Raw genomic sequence first — 24,863 nt, forward strand, 5'->3', positions numbered from 1 at the left:
TTCAATCGGCAAGCGGCAGCAGCACGATGAACTCGGCGCCGGACGGCTCAAGATTGCGCGCCCGCAGCTCGCCGCCGAACGACCGCGCGATGTGATTGGCGATGACGAGCCCAAGTCCGAGACCCTTGCCGGCCGGCTTGGTCGTGACGAAGGGCTCGAACAGGCGCGGCAGGACATCGGCGGCGATCGCCGGGCCGCTGTTGGCGATGGCGATGCGGCACTGCCCCTCCTCACGCACGGCGCAGATGTGGATGGACTTCCGCGCGGCGCCCTCGACGGCATCGAGCGCGTTGGCGATGATGTTGCAGAGCAGTTGCTCGAGCCGGATCTGATCGGCCCTGACACGAAGCTCGGGCGCGAGATCGATGGTCACGTCGACATGGCCGTCCTTCACCCGCGCGCCGAGGATCTTGAACGTCTCGGACAGGGCCTGCTCGACCGCGACGGCATCGAGCGGCGCGTTCGATTTGTAGGCGAAAACGCGCAACTGGCCGGTCAGGCGCGCGAGACGGCGGACCATCTCGCCGATGCGGATGAGATTGCCGCGGGCCTCGCCGATCATGCCGCGATCGACGAATTGCACGGCATTGTCGGAAGCGGTCTGCAGCGCCGCCAAGGGCTGGTTGATCTCGTGCACCATGCCGGCCGACATCTGGCCGAGCACGGCAAGCTTGCCGGCATGGACGAGCTCGTCCTGCGCGGCGCGCAGTTCGGCGGTGCGCTCCTGCACCCGCATTTCCAGCCGATCATTGGCGGCCTGCAGCGCGGCCTGGCTCGCCAGCCGCTGCCGGATCTCGCGGCGTCGCTGCGCCAGCAGGCCGAGCGCCAGCAGCGCCACGATGCTGGCGAGACCCGAGAGCGTGCCGATGATCAAGGCCGTCCGCCGGATCGGCGTCTCGTCGTCGAGCAGCAGCAGCTGCCATTGCCGCCCGTTGAGCGGACGCTCGTCGACGCTGTAGACTGCGCCGCGCTCGGTCGCGACCTGGCCGCCGCGATCGGTCCTCTCCATGAAGGTCCAGTCGAGCGGCGCGAGGCTGGAGCTGCCATAGGGCTTCGACGTCGCGATTTCCTCGAGCGCATCCACCGAGAGCGGCGTCAACGGGCGGAAGCGCCATTCCTCGCGCGAGGCGAGAATGGTGACGCCGCGGGCGTCGACCAGAAGCATGTCGGCACCGCGGTTGCGCCATTCGCGCTCGAAGGCATCGAGATTGACCTTGACGACGGCGACGCCGATCGTCCGTCCCTGTTGCTTGACCGCATAGGACAGGTAATAGCCGGCGCGCGCGCTGGTGATGCCGATGCCGAAGAACGCGCCGCGGCCGGTCGCCAGCGCCTGGCGCATATAGGGCCGGTAGGACAGGTTGCTGCCGACCGGCGTTCCCGGCTGATCGAAGTCGGCGGCGGCGATCGCATCACCGGCGACGGTGAGGACATAGAGGTTGTCGGCGCCGGCCAGCAGATTGATCGACTTCAGATGCAGGCTGACGCTCTGCTGCAGCGCGCGATCGTCCGGCGTGCCGAGCAGCCGGAAGACATCGGGCGAGGTCTCCAGCAGCGAGGGCAGATATTCGAAGCGCGAGAGGTAGCCGTCGAGCTGCGCGGCCTCGACCGCCAGCCGCTGCTGGGCCGCGGCGTGCCGCTGATCGAGCCCGCGGGAAAAGGCAATGGCATAGCCGAGCCATGCCGCGACGCCGACCAGCGCAGCCGCCATCACTCCGCGAACGACCAAGCCCGCGCGCCTGCGGACCACCGCGGTGACGTCGGGATGTCGCTCGAGGCCGATCCGGAATGGAAGGTCCGTCATTCCCTTTTCCAGGCCCATCATGTCCAGGCCCATCACGCCCCGGACCCATGTACCGGGCCGGGCCTGCCGTATCCGTAATTGTGCTGCAAGTCTAAGGTCTTGCCGGGCAATAGGCGACAACAAAATCGGCCGGGCCGACGCCCTCGGCGCGCCCGTCAGTGCAGCTTGACGTGCGGCTCGGTGCGGCGGGTGATCAGGCGCGCCAGCGTGTCCAGCGTGACCTTGGCGAGCCCGTGCAGCGCGTATTCGTGCATCTTGTAGAGCGACAGATACATCATGCGCGCGAACAGGCCTTCGAACACCAGATTGCCCCCGACCAGCGCGCCCATCATCGAGCCGACCGTGCTGAACTCGCCGAGCGACACCAGCGAGCCGAAATCGTGATAGCGGTAGTCCGCCAGCGGCTCGCCCCTGACGAAGCGCGGAATCTGCTTGTAGAGGTGCGAGGCCTGCTGATGCGCGGCCTGCGCCCGCGGCGGCACGTTGCCGCGCTCGCCCCAGGAGCAGGCCGAGCAGTCGCCAATGGCGAAGACGCGCTCGTCGCGCGTGGTCTGCAGGGTCTGCCTGACCACGAGCTGGTTGATGCGGTTGGTTTCCAGCCCCGCGATGTCCTTCAGGAAGTCGGGCGCCTTGACGCCCGCGGCCCAGACGATCAGCTCGGCCGGGATGACGCGGCCGTCGGCGAGGCTCACCTTGTCGGGCCCGACCTCGGCGACCTTGGCGCCGACGAGCACCTCGACGCCGAGCTTTGCGAGCAGCTTCTCGGTCTCGCGCGAGACCCGCTCAGGCAAAGCCGGCAGCACCCGGCCCGCGGCTTCGATCAGCGTGATCCTGATGTCCTTCTCGGCGTCGACCTGGTCGAGACCATAGGCCACCACCTCGCGCGTCGTGCGATGCAGCTCGGCGGCCAATTCGACGCCGGTCGCGCCGGCGCCGATGATCGCGACCTTGAGCTGGTGCGGCGCGATCGGCGAGGACTGCGAATGGACGCGGATGCAGGCGTTGACCATGCGCTCGTGGAAGCGCCGGGCGTCGTGCTGCGATTCCAGCTTGATCGCATGGTCGACCACGCCGGGCGTGCCGAAATCATTGTTCTGGCTGCCGATGGCGATGACGAGCACGTCATAGGGGATGGTCCGCCGCGGCGTGACCTCGCGCCCCTCCGCATCGAGATAGGGCGCCACCAGCACCTCGCGCTTGTCGCGGTCGAGGCCGATCATGTCGCCGATGCGGTAGTGGAAGCCGTGCCAATAGGCCTGGGCGAGATAGTCGACCTCATGGGCCGAGAGGTCCATGCTGCCCGCGGCGATCTCGTGCAGCTTCGGCTTCCAGACATGGGTGCGGTTGCGCTCGACCAGGGTGACGTCGAGCTTGCCCCTGCGGCCGTATCTGTCTCCGAGCCGGGTCGCGAGCTCCAAGCCGCCGGCGCCGCCGCCGACGATCACGATGCGAGGGACACCAGGCTGCGCAACGGCCATCATCGAACCTCTCCAAGGGTGACCGCGGCGCGACGGCATGACTCCGATGTCACGCCGGTGACGTCGTCCCTCCGGCACCGCCGCCCCAGCCAGCGCGACCATGTTCACGATACGCCGTATCGTCGCAATGGTCAGACCATGCCGACCTTGCGGCACCAGGCGGGATGCCTCCACGGCGAGCCCCTGCCCGCCGCTACCTTAGCAGATTATCCGAGATGTTGGCGGCATCGCGATTGGGCATGGCCGCGGCCGGCGCCACCGGCGCTGGAATGCGACGGCAGCGCCCCCACGACCGCAGGCCTATCCCGTCGTGACCGCGACTTCGACGTCGGCCGGGTCGATATCGCGATCGAGCGCGATGCGCAGCTTGTCGCGATCGAGCTCGCCTTCCCACCACGCCACGATCACGCAGGCGACGCCGTTGCCGCACAGATTGGTCAGTGCGCGGCACTCGCTCATGAACTTGTCGATGCCGAGCACGATCGCCATGCCGGGAACGAGCTCCGGCCGCACGGCCGCCAGCGTTCCGGCCAGGGTGATGAAGCCGGCGCCGGTGATGCCCGAGGCGCCCTTCGAGGTCAGCATCGCGACCAGCAGGATCGTGATCTGCTCACCGAAGGACAGGTGAACGTTCATCGCCTGCGCAATGAACAGCGTCGCCAGCGTCATGTAGATGTTGGTGCCGTCGAGATTGAACGAGTAGCCGGTCGGAACCACCAGGCCGACGACCGGCTTGGAGCAGCCGAGGCGTTCAAGCTTCTCCATCATCTGCGGCAGCGCGCTCTCGGACGACGAGGTGCCGAGCACGATCAGCAGCTCGTCCTTGATGTATTTGAGGAACTTGAAGATCGAGAACCCGGCAATGCGGGCGATGATGCCGAGCACGACCACGACGAAAGTGAGCGCGGTGAGATAGAAGGTCGCGATCAGGCCGGCGAGGTTGCCGAGCGCCTGCGGCCCGTAGCGGCCGATGGTGAAGGCCATGGCGCCGAAGGCGCCGATCGGAGCGGCCTTCACCACGAGGGCGATGACGCCGAAGATCGCGTGCGCGGCGTCGTCGATGAACGCGCGCATCGTATGGCCGCGCTCACCGAGCGTCATCAGCGAAATGCCGAACAAAATCGAGAACAGCAGCACCTGCAGGATCTCGCCCTGCGCGAACGCTCCCACCACCGTGTCCGGGATGATGTGGAGCACGAAGTCGACCGACTTCATCTCGCTCGCCTGCTTGGCGTAGTTGGCGACGGCGGCGGCGTTGCTGCTCTGGCCCTGGAAGCCTGCCCCGGGCTGAATGAAATTGCCGACGATGAGCCCGAGCGCGAGCGCGAAGGTCGAGACGATCTCGAAATAGATCAGCGCCTTGACGGCGACGCGGCCGACCTTCTTCACCTCGGAGACATGCGCGATGCCCGACACGACGGTGCAGAAGATGACCGGCGCGATCACCATCTTGATCAGCTTGACGAAGCCGTCGCCCAGCGCCTTGATCCATTCGTTCCTGCCGAGCTCGGGCCAGAGCCAGCCGACGATGACACCGAGCACGATCGCGAACAGGACCTGCACATAGAGGACCCGGTAGAACGGTTTCTGCGGCGCCGCGGCCGCTGTGGTGGTTGCAGACATCGAATCTTCTCTCCCTGATCTCACTCGGTCTATCTCTCTGGTCTGCCTATGACCCGCTTCCGCGCCGGCTCCATTGCGTGCCGGGGCAACGTCGTGCGTCTGGACGCGGGCCGCGCCGGGGGCGGACCCGAGAAGCTCGCACAGGCGGGATCGCCTGTCGCCGGGTCTCAGGTCAGGAATGAGCTGTGGGCTGGCATCCGGACGTCCCCTCGCATCTGTTGTTCTGGAGCTGGCGCTCGTTTGGCGGCTCAGTAAGCAGCAATCGTGCCAGCGGAGCGGTGCCACATGAGGCGCCTGCATGTCCTTCAGTTTGCTACGATTTGTGAACCATCACGCGGCGCGCGACCAAGCCACAGCCCGCGACTTGTCTGGACTTCCGGAAATTTGCCGTCGCAGGCGTCCGAAACATCGGACGCGCCGGCGACATGGTTCCCACCGGCAATATCCAGCCCTGCCGGTCGCGCTCGACCTGGCTGGAGCGGAGGGATCGAACCTCCGAATGGCGGAATCAAAAGTTGCGCGGTCCGCTATACAAATCAACGCGCATTCTGAAACACAGAGAGAAACCGACCCTGGGAATTCCAATAGGTTACATCGCTATTCGGAACGCGAGCCGGCCTACGGACTGCCAAATCGGTCTCGAACCACTTCCCGGGTTGCGGGCGCGTCAGGGCAAGCGTCAAGAACAGGGCGAATGACCAATGAGCCATCATTGGCTATTCTCGCGCCTTGATCGCAAACGCGAGGCGCCCGCGGCGCCCGTCGCATCCGAGTGTTGAACTCGGCTATTGGCTTCGCCAGAAGTTGCCGCGGCTGCAGAGTAGATGATGGCCAATTCCATGGGCGGCTAGCGAGCCCAGGCCGGCTTTGGAATCTGAGCGATCGGAGTTAACTATCAGCGACACCGGGCTGGTCGCCGTCGATGAATTGCACGCCTCCCGCCTCCAGGGCACGCCTGACGGCCGCCAAATTGTTGATTGACGGGATCCGGCGGCCTTTTTCGAAATCTCAAATGGTACTCTCACTCAAATTGGATCGAGCAGCCAATTCAGCCTGAGACCAGTCGAGCAGACCACGAGCTGCCCGAGATTGATCGGGAGTCATCAAACAGCCATTTCATGGGCAACGATCGCCGGCTCGGAAAATTCCTCCATGCGGCGGTTGGCCAACTGCGAGCAAGGAAATCGTTGCCGGGATGGAGACCTGCTCGGCCAGCCGAACGCCGGATGCGGTCAACCTACCTTGCTCATGACGTTGACCAGATCGGCATCGGCAGGCGCATCGGCAGGAACCAGGGTCGGAGAGGTCGCACGTTGTGGCCGCACGGACTGAGCCGTGGCGACAACGCTCGAGCGGCCGACGATGATGTGGGCGGTGATGACAGCCGGAACGCCGAGCCCGAACGCAATGTGGACCGTGCTGATCCAGGGCCGAAGCGCTTCGGATCCGACGTAGTAGAGCCCGAACGCCGTCGCGATGAGCAGACCATACATCGCGAGGCTGACGATACCGGTCGCTCGATTCTTCCCGGCACGCCACGCGCGCTGGACGTGCATGGGACCGAGCGCCCCAAGCAGCATCAGCGTCACCATTGCAGTTCCGCCATGTATGCTCAGCAGGTATGCGGCGGCCTGCTGCCACATCTCGCTGTCCAGCTCCGTGCGGGTCTTCATCTGGTCGGCATAGATCCACAGCGCGCCGCTGGCGAACAAGAGCCCGAGAATTCCGTAGAGGGCGAACCGAAACAAGCCTTTAAGCCGCATGCTGGTGAACTCCTTGCCAGTCCGGTGTCGTATGAATGTCGCCGTTCGCCGCAATCAACATGGCGCTCGCCTGGAAGCGCGCCAATGACGCCGCGGACTGCTCGCCGGCGACCATGACGACCTTGGTCAGCGCGTCGGCAACCATGCAAGTTGGCGCGCTCACGGTGGCGCCGTGGGCCGCCCTTGTGGGCAGCCGGGTCGAAGGCGTGACGACCGCTGTATCCATTGTTTCCGTCGATCGAAACGGGTCGAAGCGGCGCGCCGACGACGCGAGCGCCCCATTGCTTACTTCGACCTGGCACAAAAGCCTGTCCGGGAAACGTGGGTCGCGAATGTGGACGATGCGGGCATCGGGCCCGAAGGCGGCGAGGTCCCCACCTGCATTGACCATTGCGGAGCGCACGCCGCGGCTCTGCAACGCCGCGATCGCGCGGTCCACGGCGAACCCCTTGGCGATGCCGCCGAGATCGATCTTGACGGCGGAATCGCGGAAACGGACGCGGTCGTCGGCGAGCAACTCGATCGCAGTCGACTGCGGGACATCCGCTTGCGCCGTCGAGCCCACAGACGGCCTTGCCGCGCCGGCGACGGCAACGTCGAAGGCGCCGTCGGAGTGATGGGTCACATCGAGCGCCATCTTCAGCACGGCGTAGGTCCAGGAATGCACCTTCACGACGCCGCTCGATGCCGCGCGGTTCAGCCGCGACACGTCGCTGTCGGGATCGTGGAAACTCATCAGCCGATGCACGTCGGTCACCGCGGAAAACGCAGCTTCAACGGCATTTTCCGCATCGCAGCGGCGTGCATCCGTGACGTCGATCTCGACGAATGTCCCGAGCAGAGCCCGTGCTCGTCGAAGGCTAGCGGAAGTGGCTGGCATGATACGACAGCACCTTCTTAACGCCCTCGGTCAAATGGGTCGAGGACAGCGTAGCGCCCGAGATGTTGCGAATGTCGGAGTTGATGCGAAGCTCGTTCTGACTGCTCTTGCCGACGAACTGACCGAGCCAGCTGGCATCGTGCACCTCGCCGCCATAGGATTCGCGATAGTTCAGAATGTCGACGCGACGCACCCGCCCGTCGGGTCCGACGGCAACCGTGTAGTCGATCAGGAGGTGCTTGCCAACGACGTGATCGTAATAGAAGTAGCCGCCATTGCTCGACTTCCATACCCTGCCCGGCTGGACTTCGGAAAAGCTGGCTCCCGGAAAAGCGGCCTTCTGCGCCTCTTCGACGCTCATGTACTGAATGGCATGGGCCGGTGCGGCGATCGACATGACGGCCACGGCGGGCGCCGTCCATTTCAACCAATCGCTCATCTCGTCCACCTCAACTTTGTTTCCATGGTACGCCCTCCCTCGCCGAACGCATTTTCGTCTTCTCAGGGCATCGATCGCTGTCAACCTCTCCTGCGAAGCCGTCTAAACCGCAGCAGCGACGCTCCGAACCATCCAGTTCAGTGCGACGATGAACCCGAGCGATCGATCACACTTTGCCTCGGCAACAGCCCTACCCGTTCGCGGGTCTGCCTCCGTCCTTGCGACGTTCGCAACCACGCGCGCTGCAAATGGCTCCGAATGTCAGTCGAGAGAGTAGTGTTTCGATTGCGGCGAATTGCCGCGTCGATGTTGGCGATTTGCCGGAGCGGCTGGGGAATAACAATGTTGCTGCAGATCGCCACATCGCGGGGACCGCGTTCGCGCAGCTTGCGGCACGCGAGCCTGACATTTCAAAGTCATGCAAAGACGTTTGCAGCCGTTTAGATCGATTCAAAATGCGTAATCCCATCTTCGAACAGGAGCTGGAAAGCGCGTCGCGTTTGGCAGGCGATCGTCCTTCGCGGCGGTAAGGCGGCCGCGCAAGAGCATCGCTGCGCACAAACGAAGGTCGGCGCCGCAGATGTGGCGCCGACCCTGTGAACGGCATGGCAGAAGACCGCTGCCGCAACTACCACGGCATCTGGTTCATTGCCTCCCATGGATTGCCGCCATAGGGCGAGGGCACGACCTTGATCTTCGCCATCATGCCCCCGTCCTCATGTTCGAGAATATGGCAGTGATAGACGAACTCGCCGACCTGTGAGAACGGGATATCAACCACCACGGGCTTCGACGTGCACTGCCCGTTCCGCCACTGCTCGATGCTGCAGACCCCGCTCTGGGATTCCATTACTTCCGGGACGTTCGGAGTCGCGACGCCGAGCGGGACGTTGTCCTGCAGCATGCCCCCGCCGATGCTCCTGTTCAGCGATACCGACAGCGGCGTGTTCTCTCCCGCCTTGCTGTTGACGGTCCGGAAGCGCGTCTGGTGAATGTGGAAGTTGTGATTTTCCGTCGACAGCTGCACCAGCTCCCAGGTCTCGTGGACGGGGCGCTGTCCCGGCGCGAGCGGCAGACAGACGATGTTCTGCGACGGGTCGAACTGGCTCACCGGGAGCTGGGTGCCGGGCACCGGGTTGCCGTTCTGATCGACCTCCTCATAGCCGAGACCGAAGGTGCCGTCGTCGGTCAGGTCGGCGATGCCGAAGAAGATCCGGCGGCGATGCCCCGCCGGCAGCGGACGGCAGCCGGCACGCAGCGGCGCGGCGTTCGCGTACGGCACCTTGGCATCGAGGATGCCCGACGGCTGCATGGTCGCCAAGGCGTCTCCCCTGATGTCCATGGCGTAGGCGATGTGATTGCGCCAACCGCGCTGGTGGAAGTGCACCTTGGCGAGATCGACCGCCGGCCACTGATCGCCGCTACCCATCGTCAATCCGGCCATCTTGAAGGTCGCGGAGGCGGACCGCCCAAGGCTGGCGATCGCACCTGTCGCGGGATCGCGATAGGTGACGAACACCTCGGTGCGCGAGCTCGGCATCATGACCATCTGGGTGACGCAGACCGGCTTCGAATGAAAGCCCGACGTTGGCGACGGCGGACAGGGAACGACCCTGAAGCGGGCGCCGCCGAGACGAACCATGGTGTCCATCGTCGTATCCTGCGGCAGGTTCACGCTCACGCCGTCGACCGAGATCAGCTGCATGACCATCGGCTTCTGCGTCTCGTCATCGGTCAGCTGAAGATTGTAGGACAGGCTGCCGGACGCATTGGTGAGCCGCCAGACCTCGCCATCGGGATCGGTGACCTTGATCTTCGGGAACGTCTGGCCGTTGACCGTGAAGAACCATTTGCCGCCGGAGAAGTTGGAGCCGCCATCGGCCGACAGATCGACGCCCGGGCACGCCCCCTCACGCACTTCGGAGCTGTCTGCCGGAAACTGGGCGCAGAAGCCCGGATCCTGCTGGTTGATCACCTCGCCGGGCTGGACGTCCACCGGACCGCTGTCGAACTGCACCGGGCCGCCGGGCGCGACCTGAAGATCCTTCAGGATCAGATGGCGCACGCTCGCGTCCGGAAACGGCGAATGCCTGGCATCGCCATGCGCATAGTCCGAGACCTCGCCGACCGAGATGATGCCCGCCAGGCCCTGCGAGACCTGGTTGAGCGAGATGCCGTGGATGTGCGGGTGAAACCAGAACTGGCCCGACGGGTGGTTGCGCGGAATCTCGATGCGGTAATCCGCGGAGTCCATCTTGTTGGAGCCGTGCTGATGGGTGGTCTGCGGCACCGGCATGCCGTTGGCCGAGTTGAAGATCTGAACGAAGACGTAGTCCCCGAACGTCTGGTCGGTCAGCGTCGGCGCGCGCGGCTCGACGATCAGCCCATGGGTATGCAGGTTGGTCGGATTGCGAAACAAATTGGCCTGGCCGGGATCGGTGTTGTGATTCACCTTGGCAGGGTCGAGCTGCGGCAGCTGGTTCACCAGCCTGATCTTCAGCGTATCCCCCTTCTGCAGCGCCAGTCGCACGCCACCATAATCCGCCACCGCGGCGCCGGCAGGACATTTGTCGCCTGAGGCCGGCCGCCGACAGATCTCGTAGACCCAGCCGGTCGGGTTCATCGGCGAGCCCCCAGGGGGCTCATAGGTGATCGTCGAGATCGGCTTGGGGCGCGCGATCATCAGCAGATCGAGCACGCCATGCCAACTCCTGAACACCGTCGGCTCGGCCAGATCGTGGGCCTGCGCCGCAGGACCCGCAGCGGTCAAACCTGCCAACATCGCGGCCGCCGATGTCAGTAAACGCAGAGTTGGCTTGCGCACACGCCCAACTAACATGCCTGATCCCCATCTGGCTCGAGATACACCGGTAGGAACGATCACCGTCCCCGGGATGCGGAATTCGAATGAGCAGTCCGAACTCATCAGCCGATCTGCCGCATCGTCCCCTCGGCCTTCGTCGCCATGTCGGGTGGCTCCTTTGTGACGTTTTCTTTCGCTTTGTGAGAATTGCCGACCGGCGTTTAAGAATCGATCTAACTACACGTCCAGACGCCTGCGTTGTGCGCGTGGCGGACAGCAGCGACACAAAAACGACAACCAGCTCTCGTAGCTCGCCATGAAGCTCATGAGATCGTGTCGGACGCGAACGCTGCCGGACATGTTTGTGAGTGCCCCGCTCCGAGGAGACCGAACGATGCTGCTTGCTGTTGTTCTCGCATGGGCCTGCAACGTAACCGGCATGGCCTGTGGAGCACCGACCACCGAGATCATCCAGAAAGCCTACGAGCAGGAGGCGCCGTCATCCGGCGTCCGCCACGACAAGGGCCTCAAGATCGTCGAGGCGACCTGCGACAAGGGCGACCAGGGCGGGCGTTTCCTGTGCCAGGTCTCTTTCGTATCGGAGGACGACCCCGACAAGCGCCTGTATTTCGACATCGTCTCCGCGGCTCTCACGGACAAGGGATGGGTGCTGACGAGCGGATTGTGCAAGCGCTGAGCGCCATCGACCGAGAGCCGCATCGCTTTTGTCGGTGCGGCCTGCCGGCGCCTATCATCACGCTTCGATCCAGATCGGATCCATCCTTACAATTGACGGCGTCCCGAGCGTTGGCGTTGATGCATCCGGAGCAGCCTCGACTCGGGCGACAGAAAGGGCGGCCCTGCTTGAGCCAGCGGAGGCGCAGTGGGGGTTGACGGTATCTGCGCAAAGCTTTCGTTAGCTGAATTTGTCGGCTGGGCCGGCGCCTGCGCCGGCAGCAGCGTGAGAACGGTGACGTCCTCACCCCGTTGCAGCGTGACCGATCTCGCCTCGACGAGACGCAGCGTCCAACCCTGATAGTCCGCGCCGGTTCTGATCCGCAACGGCGTCTTGCTGCTCGTATCGACGAACACCGCAAGGCCGCGGTCTCCGTTCACGACGGTGCCGACGAGCGCGAGTTGCGGCCTTTCCGGTGCGGGCGGCCCCTGCACCACCGGAGCCTCCACGACGGCCGGCAGCGGAGCCTCCGTCGGCGGAGGGCGGCGCGACGGCGAAAATAGCGGGCGCTCGCGCGTCGCCGACAGCTGCTCGAGCGGAATGCCCCATAATGGGTTGCCGGTTCGCGATGGCGTTCGCTGCGCGATGGACGAGGCTTGCGCCGTTCCGTTCGGCTGTTCGGCGGAGACCGCTCCCGAGACGTCCAGACCGGCCGAATGGGCGATGCCGAACGCCGACGCCACCGCCAGAACGCTGCAACAGCCGATCATGCAAAGCTTCGCGCGACTACTCATTGCGGGCCCTGCCACTGTCCGGAGACCGTCATCAGCACGCGTAATTTTCCGCCGGATGCCGCCGCGGGCGCGTTCCCCTCGACGACCAGTTCGTCGACGAACAGACAGGGCATGCCGGCCTCCAGATCGTAGAGGATCGGCTGCAGATCGGACTGACCGGCCTCGAAGCTCGCGCTCCCGCTGATATGACCGTCCTTGGCGCGGGGGCCCTGCACATCGAGCTGCGACGACGACACGCTGCCGCCGTGACGCGTCACCACGTCGCCGAGGCGCTGCAGCAGCGCTGCTCCTGCCACGGTCACCGTCGGTCCTTCGAGAAAGGCCGATCCCGTCATGCCGGCATCGCCGTTGCCGTCCTGACGCGCGGCCGCCATGCTGTGGGCGTCGAACAGGTGGAGTGTATCGGCGAGCGAGATCACTTCGCTGCGCTGATCGATCATGCTCTTGATCGACAGCACCGTGACCGAGATCAGCACGATCAGCAGTCCCGCATAGGCGGCGGCGGCGATCGAGGGCGATGCGGAATTGTCCGTGACGAGCTTTGCGACGCTCATGTGCCGAGTCCAAAATGGGGCTTGATGCCCGCTTCGATATGGAACCGTTCTCCGGGATCGTCAGCCGAACGCGTGGTCGGCGCGAAGAAGGTCGCGCGCGTGAAGTGCGCCGACTGCTCGATCAGTTTGACCAGTGCCGGCGCATCCTGGGTCATTCCGACGATTTGCAGTCTGTCTTTCTCGATCCGCAGCTCGGTCACATACGTGTTATCGGGCAGGATCCGGGACAGCGCCTCCATCAGCACGACCGCCGCGGGGCTTTCCTGCTTGCGTCGCATCAGGCCTCGCAGCGCGGCGGTGTCGGTGCCTTGCAGATCGAGGCGCAGCGCTGCGCGCCGCTCGGAGATCCTCCGCGTGAGCTGGCGTTGCTGCTCGTCCAGCTTCTCGCCCAGCAGGCTCGCCGCCGCGAAAGACAGCGCCGCTGAGATTGCGGCGACGATCAACAGAGCGGCCAGGACCCGACTGACACGGCCGACGTCGAGCGATCCCCCCAGGCGCTGCTCGGTCAACCTCGTTGCATTGGTTGCGGTGAGCTGGTCGTCGACCGGCATCGGCGCCGTCTCGGGCGCAGCAAACAGGATGATCGATCCAGCCCGCCAGGACTCGGCGAGGCGAATGAGAGATTCCAGCTTCGGCCTTGGCGCGGCGATCACGGTTGTTTGGATGCGCTCACTCGATATCTCGACCGGCGCAGTCCTGCCGAACACGGCCTCATGCGCCGACCACGGCGTCAACCGGTCGAGCTGCGAGCGGACCATGGCATCGAGAAACTCGACGGCGCGCTTGGGCAGATCCAGCGGCCGCCAGAGAAAACGGTCCGGCCTCAGCACGACTTCGATCCGGCTGCCGTGAACGGCCGCCTTCCAGCTCTCCGGAGGCGCGGGCAGGCTCGCGTCGCCGTCCGGCAGGAGAATGCGACAATCGGGCGGGACGGATCGCCCGGGTCGCGCGAGCATCCGCATGATGAAGACGTTCCGTTCAATCTCGATCAGCCGGACAGACGGCTTGATGGTGAGCCGGCCTATCGCGGCCACCACGGCTTCGGCGACGGAGCCGATCCAGGCCGCCAGTTCGCGGCGCACGCGCGTCGACATCGTCATCTCGGCGCCTTTCCTGTTTGCCGAAGCATCCCCGGAGTGTTGACATCTTCGCGCCACGCCAGGACGCGGTAAGGATCCTCACCATCGCCCAGCAGGATGACCGCTTCCGTTGCGGCCCTGCGACCGCCGTCAAAGCCGATCGTGACCCACACGCGGACGGCATCGGCGACCTCCAAGGTCGCTCCGGCGCGCGCCGGCCCCAGCGCCGCGTTGAGCGACCTGACGTCGCGGCGCAGGCCCGCCCGCTGATCGAGGAAGCTCTTCAACTGCTCCTGGGTCATCCCGGGAAGCGCGGCCACCACCTCGGGGGCGGCCTCCAGCGCGTCGATCTCGCGCCGGCCGCTGAAAACGGTGACGAAGGACATGGCTCTGTCGACCAGCGGCGGCGGCAGGTTGAGCACCAGTCGAAGCTCCTCGACGTTTGCGAACGGCGCGGAACGAGGCATGTAGTCCGCGCCGGCCGTGCGATAGAGATCGCGCTCCGCATCCGCAACGTTGTCGGCCGGCGGCGTTCGCCAGCCGACGATCCGCTCGGCATACTCGCCGGCCTTGTCCGCGCGCGCGCCGAGAACCTCGAACAGGTTGGCCAGCATCTGCCTGGATGCCTGGTTGAGATCGATTCGGGCGGCTTCCGACCGGAACGTGACCGAAACCTGCGCATGATCGAGCCGGAATGAAAAGGCGCCGGCGGCGGGGCGCTGCGGCTTCGGCGACGCGGACAATCTGTAGGCTGCAAGCTCCAGGCCTGCCGAGGCCAGCGCCGCCGATCGCAGGCGAGCATCATCGAGCGACAGGCGTTGAGAGGTGCTGACGAGATAGACGGACAAGGCTCCTGCCAGTCCAGCCAGCGAGACCAGGAGCCACAGCACCGCAATGAGCACGAAGCCGCCTTCCCGATCATCGGGATCCGGATCTCGCGGGTGCTTCTGTCGCCACATCATCATTGCTTCGATGCCGTGGAGGCGCGCCCGACCGTTGCATCGGCCGAGAGCGCATGTCTGTCGCAGGTGGGGTCCGCAGGCCGGCAGACGCTGTCGGGCGGCGCCGAAACACGAATGACGGCGATCCGTGACAGCGACGGTGCGCTTGCGCGGCTTCCGTCGTGCACCGTCACCCGCACGGCCGCAGGCAGCCTTTCTGCATTCTGCCACGATGGACTCCAGATCCGGTCTGTCCCCGCATAGGCAAACGACACCCGGTACGGCGCCTTCAGCAGCACCACTGGATCACCGAAATCCCGGGCGGACGGACTGCCGGGCGCGAATGCCGCGCGGGTGCGGGTCAACGCCGCGCCATCGCCGCCGCCTTCGGTGATGCGGACCACGTCCAGTCCCCGGCCCCGATGCGGTCCGAGCGCCGTTCGGACGAGCGTGATCGACGTCTCCGATCCGTCGAACAGAACCGACTTGGCCTGCCCATCCGGCTTGATGAATTCGGAGGCCGCGATATCGGCGCCGATGCGATCGAGCGCCATGCTGATGGATTCGCTGCGTTGGATGCGATACAGGCCGCGATCCCAGTTCGGCAGCCATTGCGATGTGATCGCGAGCAGCGCGGAGATCAGCAGCCCCATCAAGACCATGGCGACGAGGACTTCCACGAGGGTGAAGCCGGCTTGAGTATCGTTGGTCCGCGTCGCCATCACTCGGCCCGCCTTCGAAACAGCCGGACGGTTTCCAGCTCCATGGTCGCGCCCGATGGCGATCGCACCTGGAGCACGATCTTCATTGGGATCCACGCCGACGCGCTGTCCGGTGCGCCGCCATCGATGGCGAATGGCTCCGCCTGCGCGCGCCAGAGATGTGCCGTCGACTCCCCTGACTGGGTCGCCGATGCCGGCCGCAGGCGGGACGGAAAGGCCAGCCACAGCGCGTTATAGGCCGCCTGTACCAGAGCGACGTGCTGCTCCAGCTTCCTGCTGCCGCGCGCCGAGGACCCCATGAGCGCGCCGATGGCGACGAGCGACACCGCCATGATCGCGAGCGCGACCAATGTCTCGATCAGGGTAAATCCTGCCGTCGGCCTATCGGCTCGACAGACCAGTGCTCGGGACAATCTCGATCCCTCCTGTCAGCCAGTTGACGCGAATTTGGTAGCCCGCATCGAGATGGGTGAGCGTGATGACGCCGCCGCACGACATGCCCGATCCGAAGAAGCTGATGGTCTGGATTGCGGGCCGATCGTCGCAACGACGCGGCAGCACCGTCTCGACCCGCACGTCCGTCGGCAAGCGAACGACCTGCCCGTTCGCGCCCGAGCTGAGCGAGCGCGCCTGCGCGTCGATGCGAGTCACGACCTCCAAGCCTCGCCTGATCGCGGCGTTGCGATCGGCCTTCAGCAGCGCAGCAGCCTCGATCGCATAGGCCTCGAGTTGCGGCCGCGAGGTCTGCCGCGAGACGGCGGGGACCGCGACGGACGCCAGCAGCGCGACGATCGCGAGCACACAGACCATCTCGATCAGAGTGAAGCCGGCCTCGCAGCCGTCACGGCCAACCATCGTTATTTGGCACCCATCGTGATCGACGAAGAGATGTCGGCGGCGAGATCCACGCCGCCCTCCTGCCCGTCCGATCCGTACGACACGATTTCATAGGGCACATGCTGTCCGGGCGACCGGTAGACGTAGGCGTGATTCCAGGGATCGCTCGGGACATTTCCTCCCTTGAGATACGGACCCGCCCAGCCTGCGATGGTCGAGGCAGGCCGGACCAGCGCGGTCAGGCCTTCCGACGAGGTCGGATAGCGCCCGGTGTCGAGATAGAACAGATCGAGCGCGCTCGAAAAACTCTGAATTTGAATCCGGGCCGTCTTGACCCGGGATTCGTTCAGGGATGACAGCACACGCGGTCCGATCAGACCCATGATCATTCCGATGATGGCGATGACGACCAGCATCTCGACGAGCGTGAAGCCGCTCTGAGGGTCGTCGCGCGCAATGTTGGTCCGCCGCGCGGTACAGCTGATCCCTGACTGTTTCATGCGATGATCCATCTTGTTCTACCCGACGAGTTGCGTCACCGACAGCAGCGCGGTCATCACCGAGACGATGAGACCGCCCACGACGGTGCTGATGAGAATGATCGCGGCCGGACCGACGATGCCCACGATGCGATCGAGGCCGCGCTGCAGCTTCGCCTCGTAGAACTCGGCGATGCGGCCGGCGAGAACCGGCAGCTGTCCGGTCTCCTCGCCGATCCGGATCATCCGCGTGGCCATGGCCGGCAGAATGTTCGTCGCTGCCAGCGCTTCCGACAGCTTGCCGCCGTGACGAACGCGGTCGGCCGCGGCGTTCCACGCCGCGGCGCTGCCGGTGGCCGCCATGATGTCGACCAGGATGCGCAGCGTCGTCGTCAAGGTCAGCCCGCTGCCGAGCAGGATCGCGAGATTGCGGCAGAATACGCTCGTGCGATACGACCTGAACACGGTTGCGAGGCCAGGAAGCCGGCAGACCCGCGCGATCGCGGCAGCGCGTACGCTTGCGCGGCCAAGGAGGAGGAGAGCGGCGGCAATCAGCGCGCTCGCCGACAGCGCGATCACCGCGCCGTTGCCACGGACGAAATCGGAGATGTCGAGAAACGTGTTGATGGCGGCGTCGGACCTGGCGCCGAAATCGCGCAGCACCGCCGAGAACTGCGGAAGCACGACGATGAAGAAGAACAGCATCACCAGAAGCGCGGCGATCAGGACGAACAGCGGGTACTGCATCGCGTCGCTGAGCTTGCGACGCATCGCCTCCGCGCGCGCCCGCTCGGCGCCGAGCACATCGAGCACATGATCGAGGGTGCCCGAGACCTCCCCGACCCGCACCAGCGCAACGTACATCGCGGGAAACTGCAAGGCATGATGCGTCAGCGCTTCGGCGAAGCTTTCTCCAGCCAGGACGCTGGATCGCAACCGGCTGACGATCGGACGCAGCCGACCGATATCGGCATCGCCAGCGAGAAGCTCGAGCGAGTCCTCGAGGCGGGCTCCGGCCTTCAACAACAGCGCCAGATCGCGCGTGAAGGTCGTGACATCGCCAGGCGTCGGACCGCCGAACAGCGCCAACGCGTCGCGGGCGAGGACGCTCGCGGCCCTTTCCTCGACCGTCTCGATCGGCAGCAGCCGCAGATACTCGATCCGGTCGATCACCTCCTTGACGGTGGCAGCCGAGATCGTGCCGTGCACGACGTCGCCGTTCTCGGTCAGTGCACGATAGCGGAATTTGCTCACCGTCTCACCGTAACGTTGTGACGCGCAGGATTTCCGCGACCGACGTGGCGCCGGCCCGGCACTTCGCGATGCCATCGTCGAGCATCGTGGTCATGCCGTTCAGAATGGCGCCGCGGTCGATCACGGCCGCATCGGTCGTGCCCTGGATCAGTGACCGGATCTCCGGATTCAGCTCCAGAACCTCGAAGATGCCGAGCCGGCCGCGATAGCCCGTGCCGCCGCAGCGCTCGCAACCCGCCGGCTCGTAGACCGTCTCGCCGACGTCGAAGCCCACCGCGGCGTAGCGCGGGTCCGCGCAGAGATCGTCGGCGCTCAGCATCCGCTTCGACCTGCAGCGCTCGCACAGCCGGCGCACCAGCCGCTGGGCGATCACCGCGCGGAGCGTCGAGCGCAACAGAAAATCTCCCACGCCGAGATCGAGCAACCGCGGTACCGCCGCCGCAGCGTTTTCGGTATGCAGCGTGGTCAGCACGAGATGGCCGGTCAGCGCGGCATGGACCGCGACGTGGGCGGTCTCGCCGTCACGGACCTCTCCGACCATGATCACATCGGGATCTTGCCGCACGAAGGAGCGCAAGGCCGAGGCGAAGGTCAGCCCGATCGACGACTTGACCTGCGATTGGTTGATCCCCGGTATCTCATACTCGACCGGGTCCTCGATGGTGAGGATCTTGCGCGTGGGCTCGTTGAGGATCGACAGAGCGGTCGCGAGCGTTGTGGTCTTGCCGCTGCCGGTCGGCCCGCAGATCACGATCATGCCGTGCGGCAGCGCCAGCAGGCGGCGCAGCGATCGATCGTCGTGGGGAGAAAAGCCGAGCTTCTCGATCGCGAGCAGACCCCGATCCTTGGGAAGCAGCCGGATCACCGCCGACTCGCCATATTGCGTTGGCATCACGGCGACGCGCACGTCCAACTCGATGCGACCGATGCGAAGCCGCGCAGCGCCATCCTGAGGCAGGCGTCGTTCCGCGATGTTCAGCCCGGCGACGATCTTGATGCGCGAGATGACGGCTTGGGGCAGCACGCCGGACGGCTCAGGGAGCGGCTTCAGCAGGCCGTCGACACGCATCCGGACCGATAGCCCGCTCCGCATCGCCTCGACATGGATGTCGCTGGCGCGCAGCTCCACCGCCCGCTCGAACAGATCGTTGACCGCGCGTACCACCGGCGCTCCGGTGGCGAGGTCGCGCAAGCCCTCGATGTCGTCGTCGCGCAGCTGCGGCTCAGCCGTTTCGCTGCGCGCCGGTACCTCGTCCTCGCCGGCGAGCCGGTTCAGCGCGGTGGCAACATCCTCGGCGGAGGCGACCACCAGTTCGACCGCCGTGCCGAACACCAGCTCCGCGGCGCGTGCCGCTGCGGTGTCGCGGGGATCCGCCACCGCAAGGCATGGTCCGTGCCCGGCGGATTGGAACGGGAAGACCATCGTCTCCCGCAGAAAGCGCCGTGAAAAATGTTCTGTGAGCGGTTTGGACGCCAGCAAATCGGACAGCGCGATCCGAGTCAATCCGAGCTGCCGCGCGATCTCGTCGGCGGACTCGGGACCTGCGGGATTGGTCGCCGTCGATGATCCCATCCCCGCGCGGTCCTGCGCCGCAGCGTCGACCCGTCCAGCGGCGAGCCGAACCGGCTCCCGGCCATCCCGCAGATCGTCGGCCAATCGTAGAGGAGGAGTCGAGCTCATGGCGCGTCCCGTGACGGATCGTTGTCGATCACCTCATTGCCGAGGTCCGGACTGTCGAACAGTTCGTTCTCGATACCAAAGATGACCCTTCTGCGGTCAGCTGATTAGAACAACTACAAACCCGAAATCGATGCGGTCGCGCGAACTCCGCCGGGCTGCATCGGCCGCCATTCGAGCGCGAGCCGTTGGCCGTCGGCGATCTGATCGGGCGACATCTTGAACGCGATGGCGTCCCGGATTCGCAAATAAGGTTCGCGCAGACGATTGGGCGCTGCGGCCGCTGCAAGATTGAGCCATTTGTAGGCCAGCACGAGGTCCTGGCAGACGCCATGCCCCTTGTCGTAGCTCAGACCCAAGAGGTGCTGCGCCGTCGGGTCGCCGCGCTCGGCGGCTCCGATATAGAGCTCGACCGCCGCCTCGTAGGACTGCGGGACGCCGAACCCGTTTTCATACATGTAGCCGAGCGCGGTCATGGCGGGCGGATGTCCACTCTGCGCCATCGGCGCCAACGCTGCGGCCGCCCTGACATACTCGCCGCGCGCCAGCGCGGCCCATGCGTCGCCGCGCGGCCGCGCGTCGGCCGCGACGATGCCGAAGGCGAGCGCCAGAACAGCGAAGGCCGTCGTCGCATGCCGCATCATCGATTGACCCGCGGTGTCTGAAGCGCACTCGTCGAGACAGGCCTGATCGTGCCGCGCAGCTTGGAGCGCAGCTCCTCGGCGACGTAATGGGCGTCGGTCCCGTCGCGGATGATCTGGGGGCGAATGAAGATGATCAGCTCGGTCCGCCCGCGGCTGCGGTCGTTGTTGCTGAAGAGGTCGCCGAGGCCCGGGATCTGGTCGATCCCCGGCACGCCGCTGCGGGTGCCCTGATGGGTTTCGCTGATGAGACCGGCCAGCAGCACGGTCTGGCCGCTGGCAACTGCCACCGAGCTCTTCACCTTGCGCTGGGCGACCGTCGGCGTGAGGCTGTTGACGGTCTGCGGCGAGACGTTGCTGATCTCCTGCTCGATCTCCAGCCGGACGTTGCCGTTCTCGTTGACCCGCGGTGCGACGCGCAGGATGATTCCGGTGTTGCGGTAGTCGATCGTGTTGACGACCGTGTTGTTGGTCGTCAGCACCGTGGCGCTGCCGGTCGAGACCGGCACCTGGTCGCCGACCTGCAATGTCGCCGCCTGGTTGTCGATCACCACCAGCGATGGGTTGGACAGCACCTTGACGTCGGTGACCGTATGCAGCGCGCTGAGGATCGCGCTCGGCTGGGATTCCGACCCGACCAGGAAATTGAACCCGGGAAAAGCGCGGCTGAGAAAGGCGTTGGTGATCGTTCCCGCGGCCGAGGCGACCGTTGCCGGCGCCGATGTCGAGGTGGTGTTGAGCACTGAGCCCTGGTCCGGCCTCAGGCCGAGGTTCTTGCTGGTGAGATAGGCCTGCACGCCGTAGTTCAGCGAATCGTTGAGCGTGACTTCGGCGATCGTCGCGTCGATCGCGACCTGCAGCTGCGGACGATCGCACTGACGCAGGGTAGCTTCGATCAGCCGGTAGTTTTCCCTGTCGGCATAGATGAGAAGCGTGTTGTTGACGACGTCGGGGGTGATCCGCACGCCCTCCATGAGCGGCTTGCCGCCCGAACCCGATGCGCGCGATTCCGATCCCGCATCGAGGCCGGCCTGGGTCGGCGGCGGCGCCCCGCCGAAGCCGCGGTTGGCGACCAGGCCGGCGTTGCCCTGCTGCTGGCTCGCGAAGCCGCCCGACTGGGCCGTCGTGCCGGCGGCCGAGAGCCGTTCGCTGCTCGAGCTCGACGATGCTCCGGACCCGGGAGCGAGGTCAGTCGACGATGCCTCGGCCGCGCTGCCCGCGTTTCCGGTGAACATGTCGTTCAGCACCCGCGCCATCTGGCGCGCCTCGCCATACTTGACACGGTAGACATGGACGCTGTTGCGCAGCGTGTTGCCGGCATCGAGCCGCTTGATCCAGGTCTCCGCCGTATGCAGCAGCGCCGGCTTGCGGCTGATGACCATGACGGCGTTCATCCGGCTGACGGTCTGGAACTTGACCATGTTCTGGCCGAGCCCGCTGTCGCCGGTGTCCATGATCTTCTCGAGCTCGGCGACGATCGGCTCGGGATTGCCATTGACGATGGGAAAGATTCCGACCGACTGTCCGCGCATCCAGTCCGCATCGAAGCTCAGCGCGGCATCGATCGCGGTGCGGCGCTCGGCGCCCGTCCCCTGGATCAGCAGCAGGTTGCGGCCGGGATCGGCGCGCACCGTGCCGGGCTTGAGTGCAAAGCTGTCGAGCAGCTTCAGCAGTGTCGGGGCGGAGACATATTGCAGCGGCAGCACGGAGATGCCGTAACCGGGCTCTGCCGAGCCTCCGGCGGGATCGACGTTGCCGGCACCCACCGCGTCGCCGAGTGGAATCAGCCGGTATCCGGAGTTGTCGCGAACCAGCGCCGTCCCCGAGAGCCGGAGCGCGTTCTCGAGCACGTAGGCAACGTCCGATTTCGGGACCGGGCGCACCGAGGACAGGCTGACCGTTCCCTGGATCCTTGGATCGATGGTGTAGCCGACGCCGAGAACGTCGCCGAGCACCACCTTGGCCACCGTCGCGATCGGCGTATTCTCGAAGTTCAGCTCGAACCCGTTGCCAACCGGCTGCGAATGCGCGGCCACCTGCTGGATCGGAAGCGAGCCCGCGGCCGGCGCTTCCGCTCGCGCGTCCCTGGCATCCCGTGCATCGTCGTTGCCGCCATAGATCTCGGCACGGGCGCGCCGCGCCGCCGGCGACTGCTCCGGCATGGCCTGCCTGGGATAGCGCGGCGAAAGGTCGATCCGGCCGACCTTGTCAAGCACGTCATCGCCGCGGCTATCGCTGCCGAGCGTCGCCGGGTTGCAGCCCGCCAACGCGACCGACATCGTGAGCAACGTTGCGAGCGTGCGGCATCGCAGCCAAGCTGCGCTCAAATCAGCAATTTCAACCACTCGCCCGCCCACCCGATCTGCCGAGTCCATTCTAGGTTTCGAGGCACACCCGGGCGGAGAGCGGTCGCGCTCCGCCCGGGTGCTCCAACCTGTGTCTTGCGAGGAGACGCCGCTGCCGGCAGGCCGCGGCCCCTGCTCGCGTCGGTCGGCTACCAGAGCCAGCCGACGCCCGCGAGAACCCGGTCGGACATCGCCCCCGCCGCGCTGTGATCGATCACCTTGGTGTAGTTCAGCTTGTAAACCAGGCTGGGATTCGGAAACACGGCAAGGCCGACGTCGTGGAACGTCATGTCACCGCTGCCCGTGATGTTGTTCAGGCCGTTGGTGAGATCGGAGCCGAGCATGCCCGACGTCTGGAAGTTCTGTCGGGTATAGCGATAGAACGGCACGATGTCGTAGTCGTTGGGCGCCCTGAAGTGGTAGGCGATCTCGCCGGAGTAGCCCCACATGTTCTTGCCGACGTTGTTGTCGTCGACGAGATCATTGTTGGCGCGGAGGTTCTCCGGATTGGAGAAGTTTACGTGGGCATATTCAGCCCGCAGCTCCAGCCCGGTGTTCGGAACGCGATAGCGGGCCTCGGTATTGAAGATCGTCATCGCGTTCTTGCCGAGCGGCACCTCGCTGCCGTCCGGCAGCGTCGCATAGGCGCCCCGCGGCGTGACGTTCGGCGAATAATAGATCGCCGAGCTTCCGGCAAAGCCGGGAAGGAACGACGGCGTGTAGCTCAGCCGCAGCGTATAGGCGAGCTGGTTGCTCAGCTGCCGGAAATCGCCGATCGGCGCTCGCGAGAGCGCGAGCGCTTCCGAGCCGCTGATGCCGCCTTCATAGCCGCCCGGATTGATATGACCATTGTCGCCGCGATGATCGAATCCGTCGCCGAAATCCTCCGCGCTCTGGCTGACTTGGAACTGATAGTTCAAGCCGTCGATGATTTTGCCGTGAAACCCTGCCGATGGCGCGTACCACGTCGTCGGGATCAGGCCGTTGGCAAGCTCCGGCCGCTGCACGCTGTAGAACAGCGTCGGCTCGTGATACAGGTTGGTGAAGGAGATCGGGATGAGATCGATACCCGGCGAACGCAGGGTGAAGTGGTCGTTGAACTTGACGTCGAAGAAGGCCTGCTCGACCTCGACCGCACCATGCAGCTTGTCGTCGTTATCGAATGCGGTGCCGCCATGCTCCCATTCCAGCTCCGCGTTGAAGGTGATGGAGTCATTGACCTGATAGGTTGGCAGCAAGACAAGGCGGGCCATGTCGAAGCCGTTCTGCCACTGACCGTTCGCTGCGGGATTTTGCATCGAGCCGAGCTTGATCTCGCCGTACATGCCGATCTTCATGCCGGGGACCGGCGACGGCGCGGCGCCGAACAGGTCTCTGCTGGGCTGCGGCGCAGGTGCTTTTAGATCTGCTGCCGGCAGGAATCGCGGCTTGGAATCCGAATCGGCGAACGCTGCCGCCAGCCGTGATGCCGGGGATGGCGATGGTCCGGCATCAGCCCCCTTCGACCCACTGTCCCTGACGTCCTTCGAGTCGGCGAGCGCCATGGCGTTGCCGACCGGCTGGCTGGACGCAGCCTGCGCGTTGTCGGAGGCTTTCGCACCTCCGGCACGCGCGTCCTTGGCGCCGATCAGAGGCATCGGGTCGGCCGGGCGGCGAGATGCAAGTGATGCGGACTGTCCGACGCTGGTCGTCTTCTTTGCCTTGGCGTCCTTGAGCTCGACTTGAAGACTGTTGATGCGCTGCTCCATGGACTCGAGCTTCGCCATCAGCGCTTTGACGGCTGCCCCGTCCGTGGACCGCGCCGAGCCGGCGTCGGCAGCCTGGGCTGCTGCGGCGCTCAACGCCAATGTCGATACGGCGGCAAGCAGAGATGGCAGGAGTCGGTCGCGGCCGCGAAGCGGGCCGCCGCCTTTGCCAATACTCAAAGCGCCGTCGTGTGAAGACGCGGAGCAATCTGCGCGCCTTCCGCTGCAGCTAATCAAGACCATCAGTCAAACCTCCCCATGATGATGCGCGGACGTGCATCCCCTTCGCCCGCGCCGCCGTGAGCACAGAATTCGTGCGCGACTGCGA

Annotated in this window: 21 protein-coding genes; 1 reads left to right on the top strand and 20 read right to left on the bottom strand. The window is 65.5% G+C overall.

All coding sequences use genetic code 11. From position 1 onward, the window contains the following. Nucleotide 1: 1 nt before the first annotated feature. From ACQR0W_RS03185 to ACQR0W_RS03215, 7 genes are all read right to left on the bottom strand, one after another. Nucleotides 2-1,804, bottom strand: a complete 1,803-nt coding sequence (locus tag ACQR0W_RS03185; protein WP_315752012.1) for a sensor histidine kinase — start codon at nt 1,802-1,804, stop codon at nt 2-4. Nucleotides 1,805-1,959: 155 nt separating this feature from the next. Next, nucleotides 1,960-3,282, bottom strand: coding sequence for an NAD(P)/FAD-dependent oxidoreductase (locus ACQR0W_RS03190; protein WP_315715806.1), 1,323 nt, complete (start codon nt 3,280-3,282; stop codon nt 1,960-1,962). A 300-nt stretch (nt 3,283-3,582) separates the two neighbouring features. Further along, the gene (locus ACQR0W_RS03195; protein ID WP_315715597.1) at nt 3,583-4,905 is read right to left on the bottom strand and encodes a dicarboxylate/amino acid:cation symporter; all 1,323 of its coding nucleotides are present in this window, start codon (nt 4,903-4,905) and stop codon (nt 3,583-3,585) included. A 1,232-nt stretch (nt 4,906-6,137) separates the two neighbouring features. Continuing rightward, the gene (locus ACQR0W_RS03200) at nt 6,138-6,668 is read right to left on the bottom strand and encodes a hypothetical protein (RefSeq protein WP_316170667.1); all 531 of its coding nucleotides are present in this window, start codon (nt 6,666-6,668) and stop codon (nt 6,138-6,140) included. Beyond that, nucleotides 6,658-7,548: an FAD:protein FMN transferase gene (locus tag ACQR0W_RS03205; RefSeq protein ID WP_316170668.1), complete on the bottom strand. Its 891-nt coding sequence runs from the start codon at nt 7,546-7,548 to the stop codon at nt 6,658-6,660. Before ACQR0W_RS03205 ends, ACQR0W_RS03200 begins: the two co-directional genes overlap by 11 nt. Next, on the bottom strand, nt 7,529-7,987 hold the full coding sequence (locus ACQR0W_RS03210; protein ID WP_315752014.1) for an FMN-binding protein: 459 nt from the start codon (nt 7,985-7,987) through the stop codon (nt 7,529-7,531). Before ACQR0W_RS03210 ends, ACQR0W_RS03205 begins: the two co-directional genes overlap by 20 nt. Nucleotides 7,988-8,615: 628 nt before the next feature. Further along, nucleotides 8,616-10,610 carry a multicopper oxidase domain-containing protein gene (locus tag ACQR0W_RS03215; RefSeq protein WP_316164823.1) on the bottom strand — a complete coding sequence of 665 codons (1,995 nt, stop codon included), beginning with the start codon at nt 10,608-10,610 and terminating at the stop codon, nt 8,616-8,618. 574 nt (nt 10,611-11,184) lie between these two features. On the opposite strand from ACQR0W_RS03215, the gene ACQR0W_RS03220 reads away from it, so the two are divergent. Next, a complete protein-coding gene (locus ACQR0W_RS03220) occupies nt 11,185-11,487 on the top strand; it encodes a hypothetical protein (protein ID WP_316170669.1) in 303 nt (100 codons plus the stop codon). Between the two features lie 86 nt (nt 11,488-11,573). Here ACQR0W_RS03220 and ACQR0W_RS03225 read toward each other — a convergent pair whose 3' ends face one another. The 13 genes from ACQR0W_RS03225 to ACQR0W_RS03285 form a co-directional block, all read right to left on the bottom strand. Further along, nucleotides 11,574-12,260: a hypothetical protein gene (locus ACQR0W_RS03225; protein WP_316186875.1), complete on the bottom strand. Its 687-nt coding sequence runs from the start codon at nt 12,258-12,260 to the stop codon at nt 11,574-11,576. Next, nucleotides 12,257-12,814 (bottom strand): type II secretion system protein GspM, encoded by a 558-nt coding sequence (gene gspM / locus ACQR0W_RS03230; RefSeq protein WP_315715591.1) that lies wholly within the window; start codon nt 12,812-12,814, stop codon nt 12,257-12,259. The genes ACQR0W_RS03225 and gspM overlap by 4 nt, the downstream gene beginning before the upstream one ends. Beyond that, complete coding sequence (locus tag ACQR0W_RS03235; protein ID WP_316186876.1) at nt 12,811-13,914, bottom strand: PilN domain-containing protein; 1,104 nt, start codon at nt 13,912-13,914, stop codon at nt 12,811-12,813. Before ACQR0W_RS03235 ends, gspM begins: the two co-directional genes overlap by 4 nt. Further along, nucleotides 13,911-14,852 carry a general secretion pathway protein GspK gene (locus ACQR0W_RS03240; RefSeq protein WP_316186888.1) on the bottom strand — a complete coding sequence of 314 codons (942 nt, stop codon included), beginning with the start codon at nt 14,850-14,852 and terminating at the stop codon, nt 13,911-13,913. The genes ACQR0W_RS03235 and ACQR0W_RS03240 overlap by 4 nt, the downstream gene beginning before the upstream one ends. 2 nt (nt 14,853-14,854) lie before the next feature. Further along, on the bottom strand, nt 14,855-15,556 hold the full coding sequence (locus ACQR0W_RS03245; RefSeq protein ID WP_315715588.1) for a PulJ/GspJ family protein: 702 nt from the start codon (nt 15,554-15,556) through the stop codon (nt 14,855-14,857). After that, a complete protein-coding gene (locus ACQR0W_RS03250; RefSeq protein ID WP_316170696.1) occupies nt 15,556-15,957 on the bottom strand; it encodes a PulJ/GspJ family protein in 402 nt (133 codons plus the stop codon). Before ACQR0W_RS03250 ends, ACQR0W_RS03245 begins: the two co-directional genes overlap by 1 nt. After that, nucleotides 15,938-16,411: a prepilin-type N-terminal cleavage/methylation domain-containing protein gene (locus ACQR0W_RS03255; protein ID WP_315715587.1), complete on the bottom strand. Its 474-nt coding sequence runs from the start codon at nt 16,409-16,411 to the stop codon at nt 15,938-15,940. Before ACQR0W_RS03255 ends, ACQR0W_RS03250 begins: the two co-directional genes overlap by 20 nt. Before the next feature lie 2 nt (nt 16,412-16,413). After that, on the bottom strand, nt 16,414-16,893 hold the full coding sequence (gene gspG / locus ACQR0W_RS03260; RefSeq protein WP_315715586.1) for a type II secretion system major pseudopilin GspG: 480 nt from the start codon (nt 16,891-16,893) through the stop codon (nt 16,414-16,416). Between the two features lie 18 nt (nt 16,894-16,911). Further along, nucleotides 16,912-18,126, bottom strand: a complete 1,215-nt coding sequence (locus ACQR0W_RS03265) for a type II secretion system F family protein (RefSeq protein ID WP_316170673.1) — start codon at nt 18,124-18,126, stop codon at nt 16,912-16,914. 4 nt (nt 18,127-18,130) lie between these two features. Further along, nucleotides 18,131-19,807 (bottom strand): GspE/PulE family protein, encoded by a 1,677-nt coding sequence (locus ACQR0W_RS03270; RefSeq protein WP_316170674.1) that lies wholly within the window; start codon nt 19,805-19,807, stop codon nt 18,131-18,133. A 113-nt stretch (nt 19,808-19,920) separates the two neighbouring features. Beyond that, nucleotides 19,921-20,448 carry a tetratricopeptide repeat protein gene (locus tag ACQR0W_RS03275; protein ID WP_315715583.1) on the bottom strand — a complete coding sequence of 176 codons (528 nt, stop codon included), beginning with the start codon at nt 20,446-20,448 and terminating at the stop codon, nt 19,921-19,923. Continuing rightward, nucleotides 20,445-22,802, bottom strand: a complete 2,358-nt coding sequence (gene gspD, locus ACQR0W_RS03280) for a type II secretion system secretin GspD (protein WP_316170697.1) — start codon at nt 22,800-22,802, stop codon at nt 20,445-20,447. Before gspD ends, ACQR0W_RS03275 begins: the two co-directional genes overlap by 4 nt. A gap of 137 nt (nt 22,803-22,939) precedes the next feature. After that, nucleotides 22,940-24,778, bottom strand: coding sequence for a porin (locus ACQR0W_RS03285; RefSeq protein ID WP_315752025.1), 1,839 nt, complete (start codon nt 24,776-24,778; stop codon nt 22,940-22,942). Nucleotides 24,779-24,863 lie beyond the last annotated feature (85 nt).

The sequence above is a fragment of the Bradyrhizobium sp. HKCCYLRH1034 genome (assembly GCF_051168375.1).
Classification (GTDB): Bacteria; Pseudomonadota; Alphaproteobacteria; order Rhizobiales; family Xanthobacteraceae; genus Bradyrhizobium.

Excerpts from the sequence above, each read along its gene's own strand:
- ACQR0W_RS03275 (WP_315715583.1), bottom strand. The coding sequence starts at position 20,448 with ATGATGCGGCATGCGACGACGGCCTTCGCTGTTCTGGCGCTCGCCTTC.
- ACQR0W_RS03270 (WP_316170674.1), bottom strand. The coding sequence starts at position 19,807 with ATGAGCTCGACTCCTCCTCTACGATTGGCCGACGATCTGCGGGATGGC.
- ACQR0W_RS03185 (WP_315752012.1), bottom strand. The coding sequence starts at position 1,804 with ATGACGGACCTTCCATTCCGGATCGGCCTCGAGCGACATCCCGACGTC.
- ACQR0W_RS03220 (WP_316170669.1), top strand. The coding sequence starts at position 11,185 with ATGCTGCTTGCTGTTGTTCTCGCATGGGCCTGCAACGTAACCGGCATG.
- ACQR0W_RS03245 (WP_315715588.1), bottom strand. The coding sequence starts at position 15,556 with ATGGCGACGCGGACCAACGATACTCAAGCCGGCTTCACCCTCGTGGAA.
- gspM (WP_315715591.1), bottom strand. The coding sequence starts at position 12,814 with ATGAGCGTCGCAAAGCTCGTCACGGACAATTCCGCATCGCCCTCGATC.
- ACQR0W_RS03195 (WP_315715597.1), bottom strand. The coding sequence starts at position 4,905 with ATGTCTGCAACCACCACAGCGGCCGCGGCGCCGCAGAAACCGTTCTAC.
- ACQR0W_RS03205 (WP_316170668.1), bottom strand. The coding sequence starts at position 7,548 with ATGCCAGCCACTTCCGCTAGCCTTCGACGAGCACGGGCTCTGCTCGGG.
- ACQR0W_RS03235 (WP_316186876.1), bottom strand. The coding sequence starts at position 13,914 with ATGACGATGTCGACGCGCGTGCGCCGCGAACTGGCGGCCTGGATCGGC.
- ACQR0W_RS03210 (WP_315752014.1), bottom strand. The coding sequence starts at position 7,987 with ATGAGCGATTGGTTGAAATGGACGGCGCCCGCCGTGGCCGTCATGTCG.
- ACQR0W_RS03190 (WP_315715806.1), bottom strand. The coding sequence starts at position 3,282 with ATGGCCGTTGCGCAGCCTGGTGTCCCTCGCATCGTGATCGTCGGCGGC.
- ACQR0W_RS03200 (WP_316170667.1), bottom strand. The coding sequence starts at position 6,668 with ATGCGGCTTAAAGGCTTGTTTCGGTTCGCCCTCTACGGAATTCTCGGG.
- ACQR0W_RS03215 (WP_316164823.1), bottom strand. The coding sequence starts at position 10,610 with ATGAACCCGACCGGCTGGGTCTACGAGATCTGTCGGCGGCCGGCCTCA.
- ACQR0W_RS03240 (WP_316186888.1), bottom strand. The coding sequence starts at position 14,852 with ATGTGGCGACAGAAGCACCCGCGAGATCCGGATCCCGATGATCGGGAA.
- ACQR0W_RS03285 (WP_315752025.1), bottom strand. The coding sequence starts at position 24,778 with ATGGTCTTGATTAGCTGCAGCGGAAGGCGCGCAGATTGCTCCGCGTCT.
- ACQR0W_RS03255 (WP_315715587.1), bottom strand. The coding sequence starts at position 16,411 with ATGGTTGGCCGTGACGGCTGCGAGGCCGGCTTCACTCTGATCGAGATG.
- ACQR0W_RS03225 (WP_316186875.1), bottom strand. The coding sequence starts at position 12,260 with ATGAGTAGTCGCGCGAAGCTTTGCATGATCGGCTGTTGCAGCGTTCTG.
- gspG (WP_315715586.1), bottom strand. The coding sequence starts at position 16,893 with ATGAAACAGTCAGGGATCAGCTGTACCGCGCGGCGGACCAACATTGCG.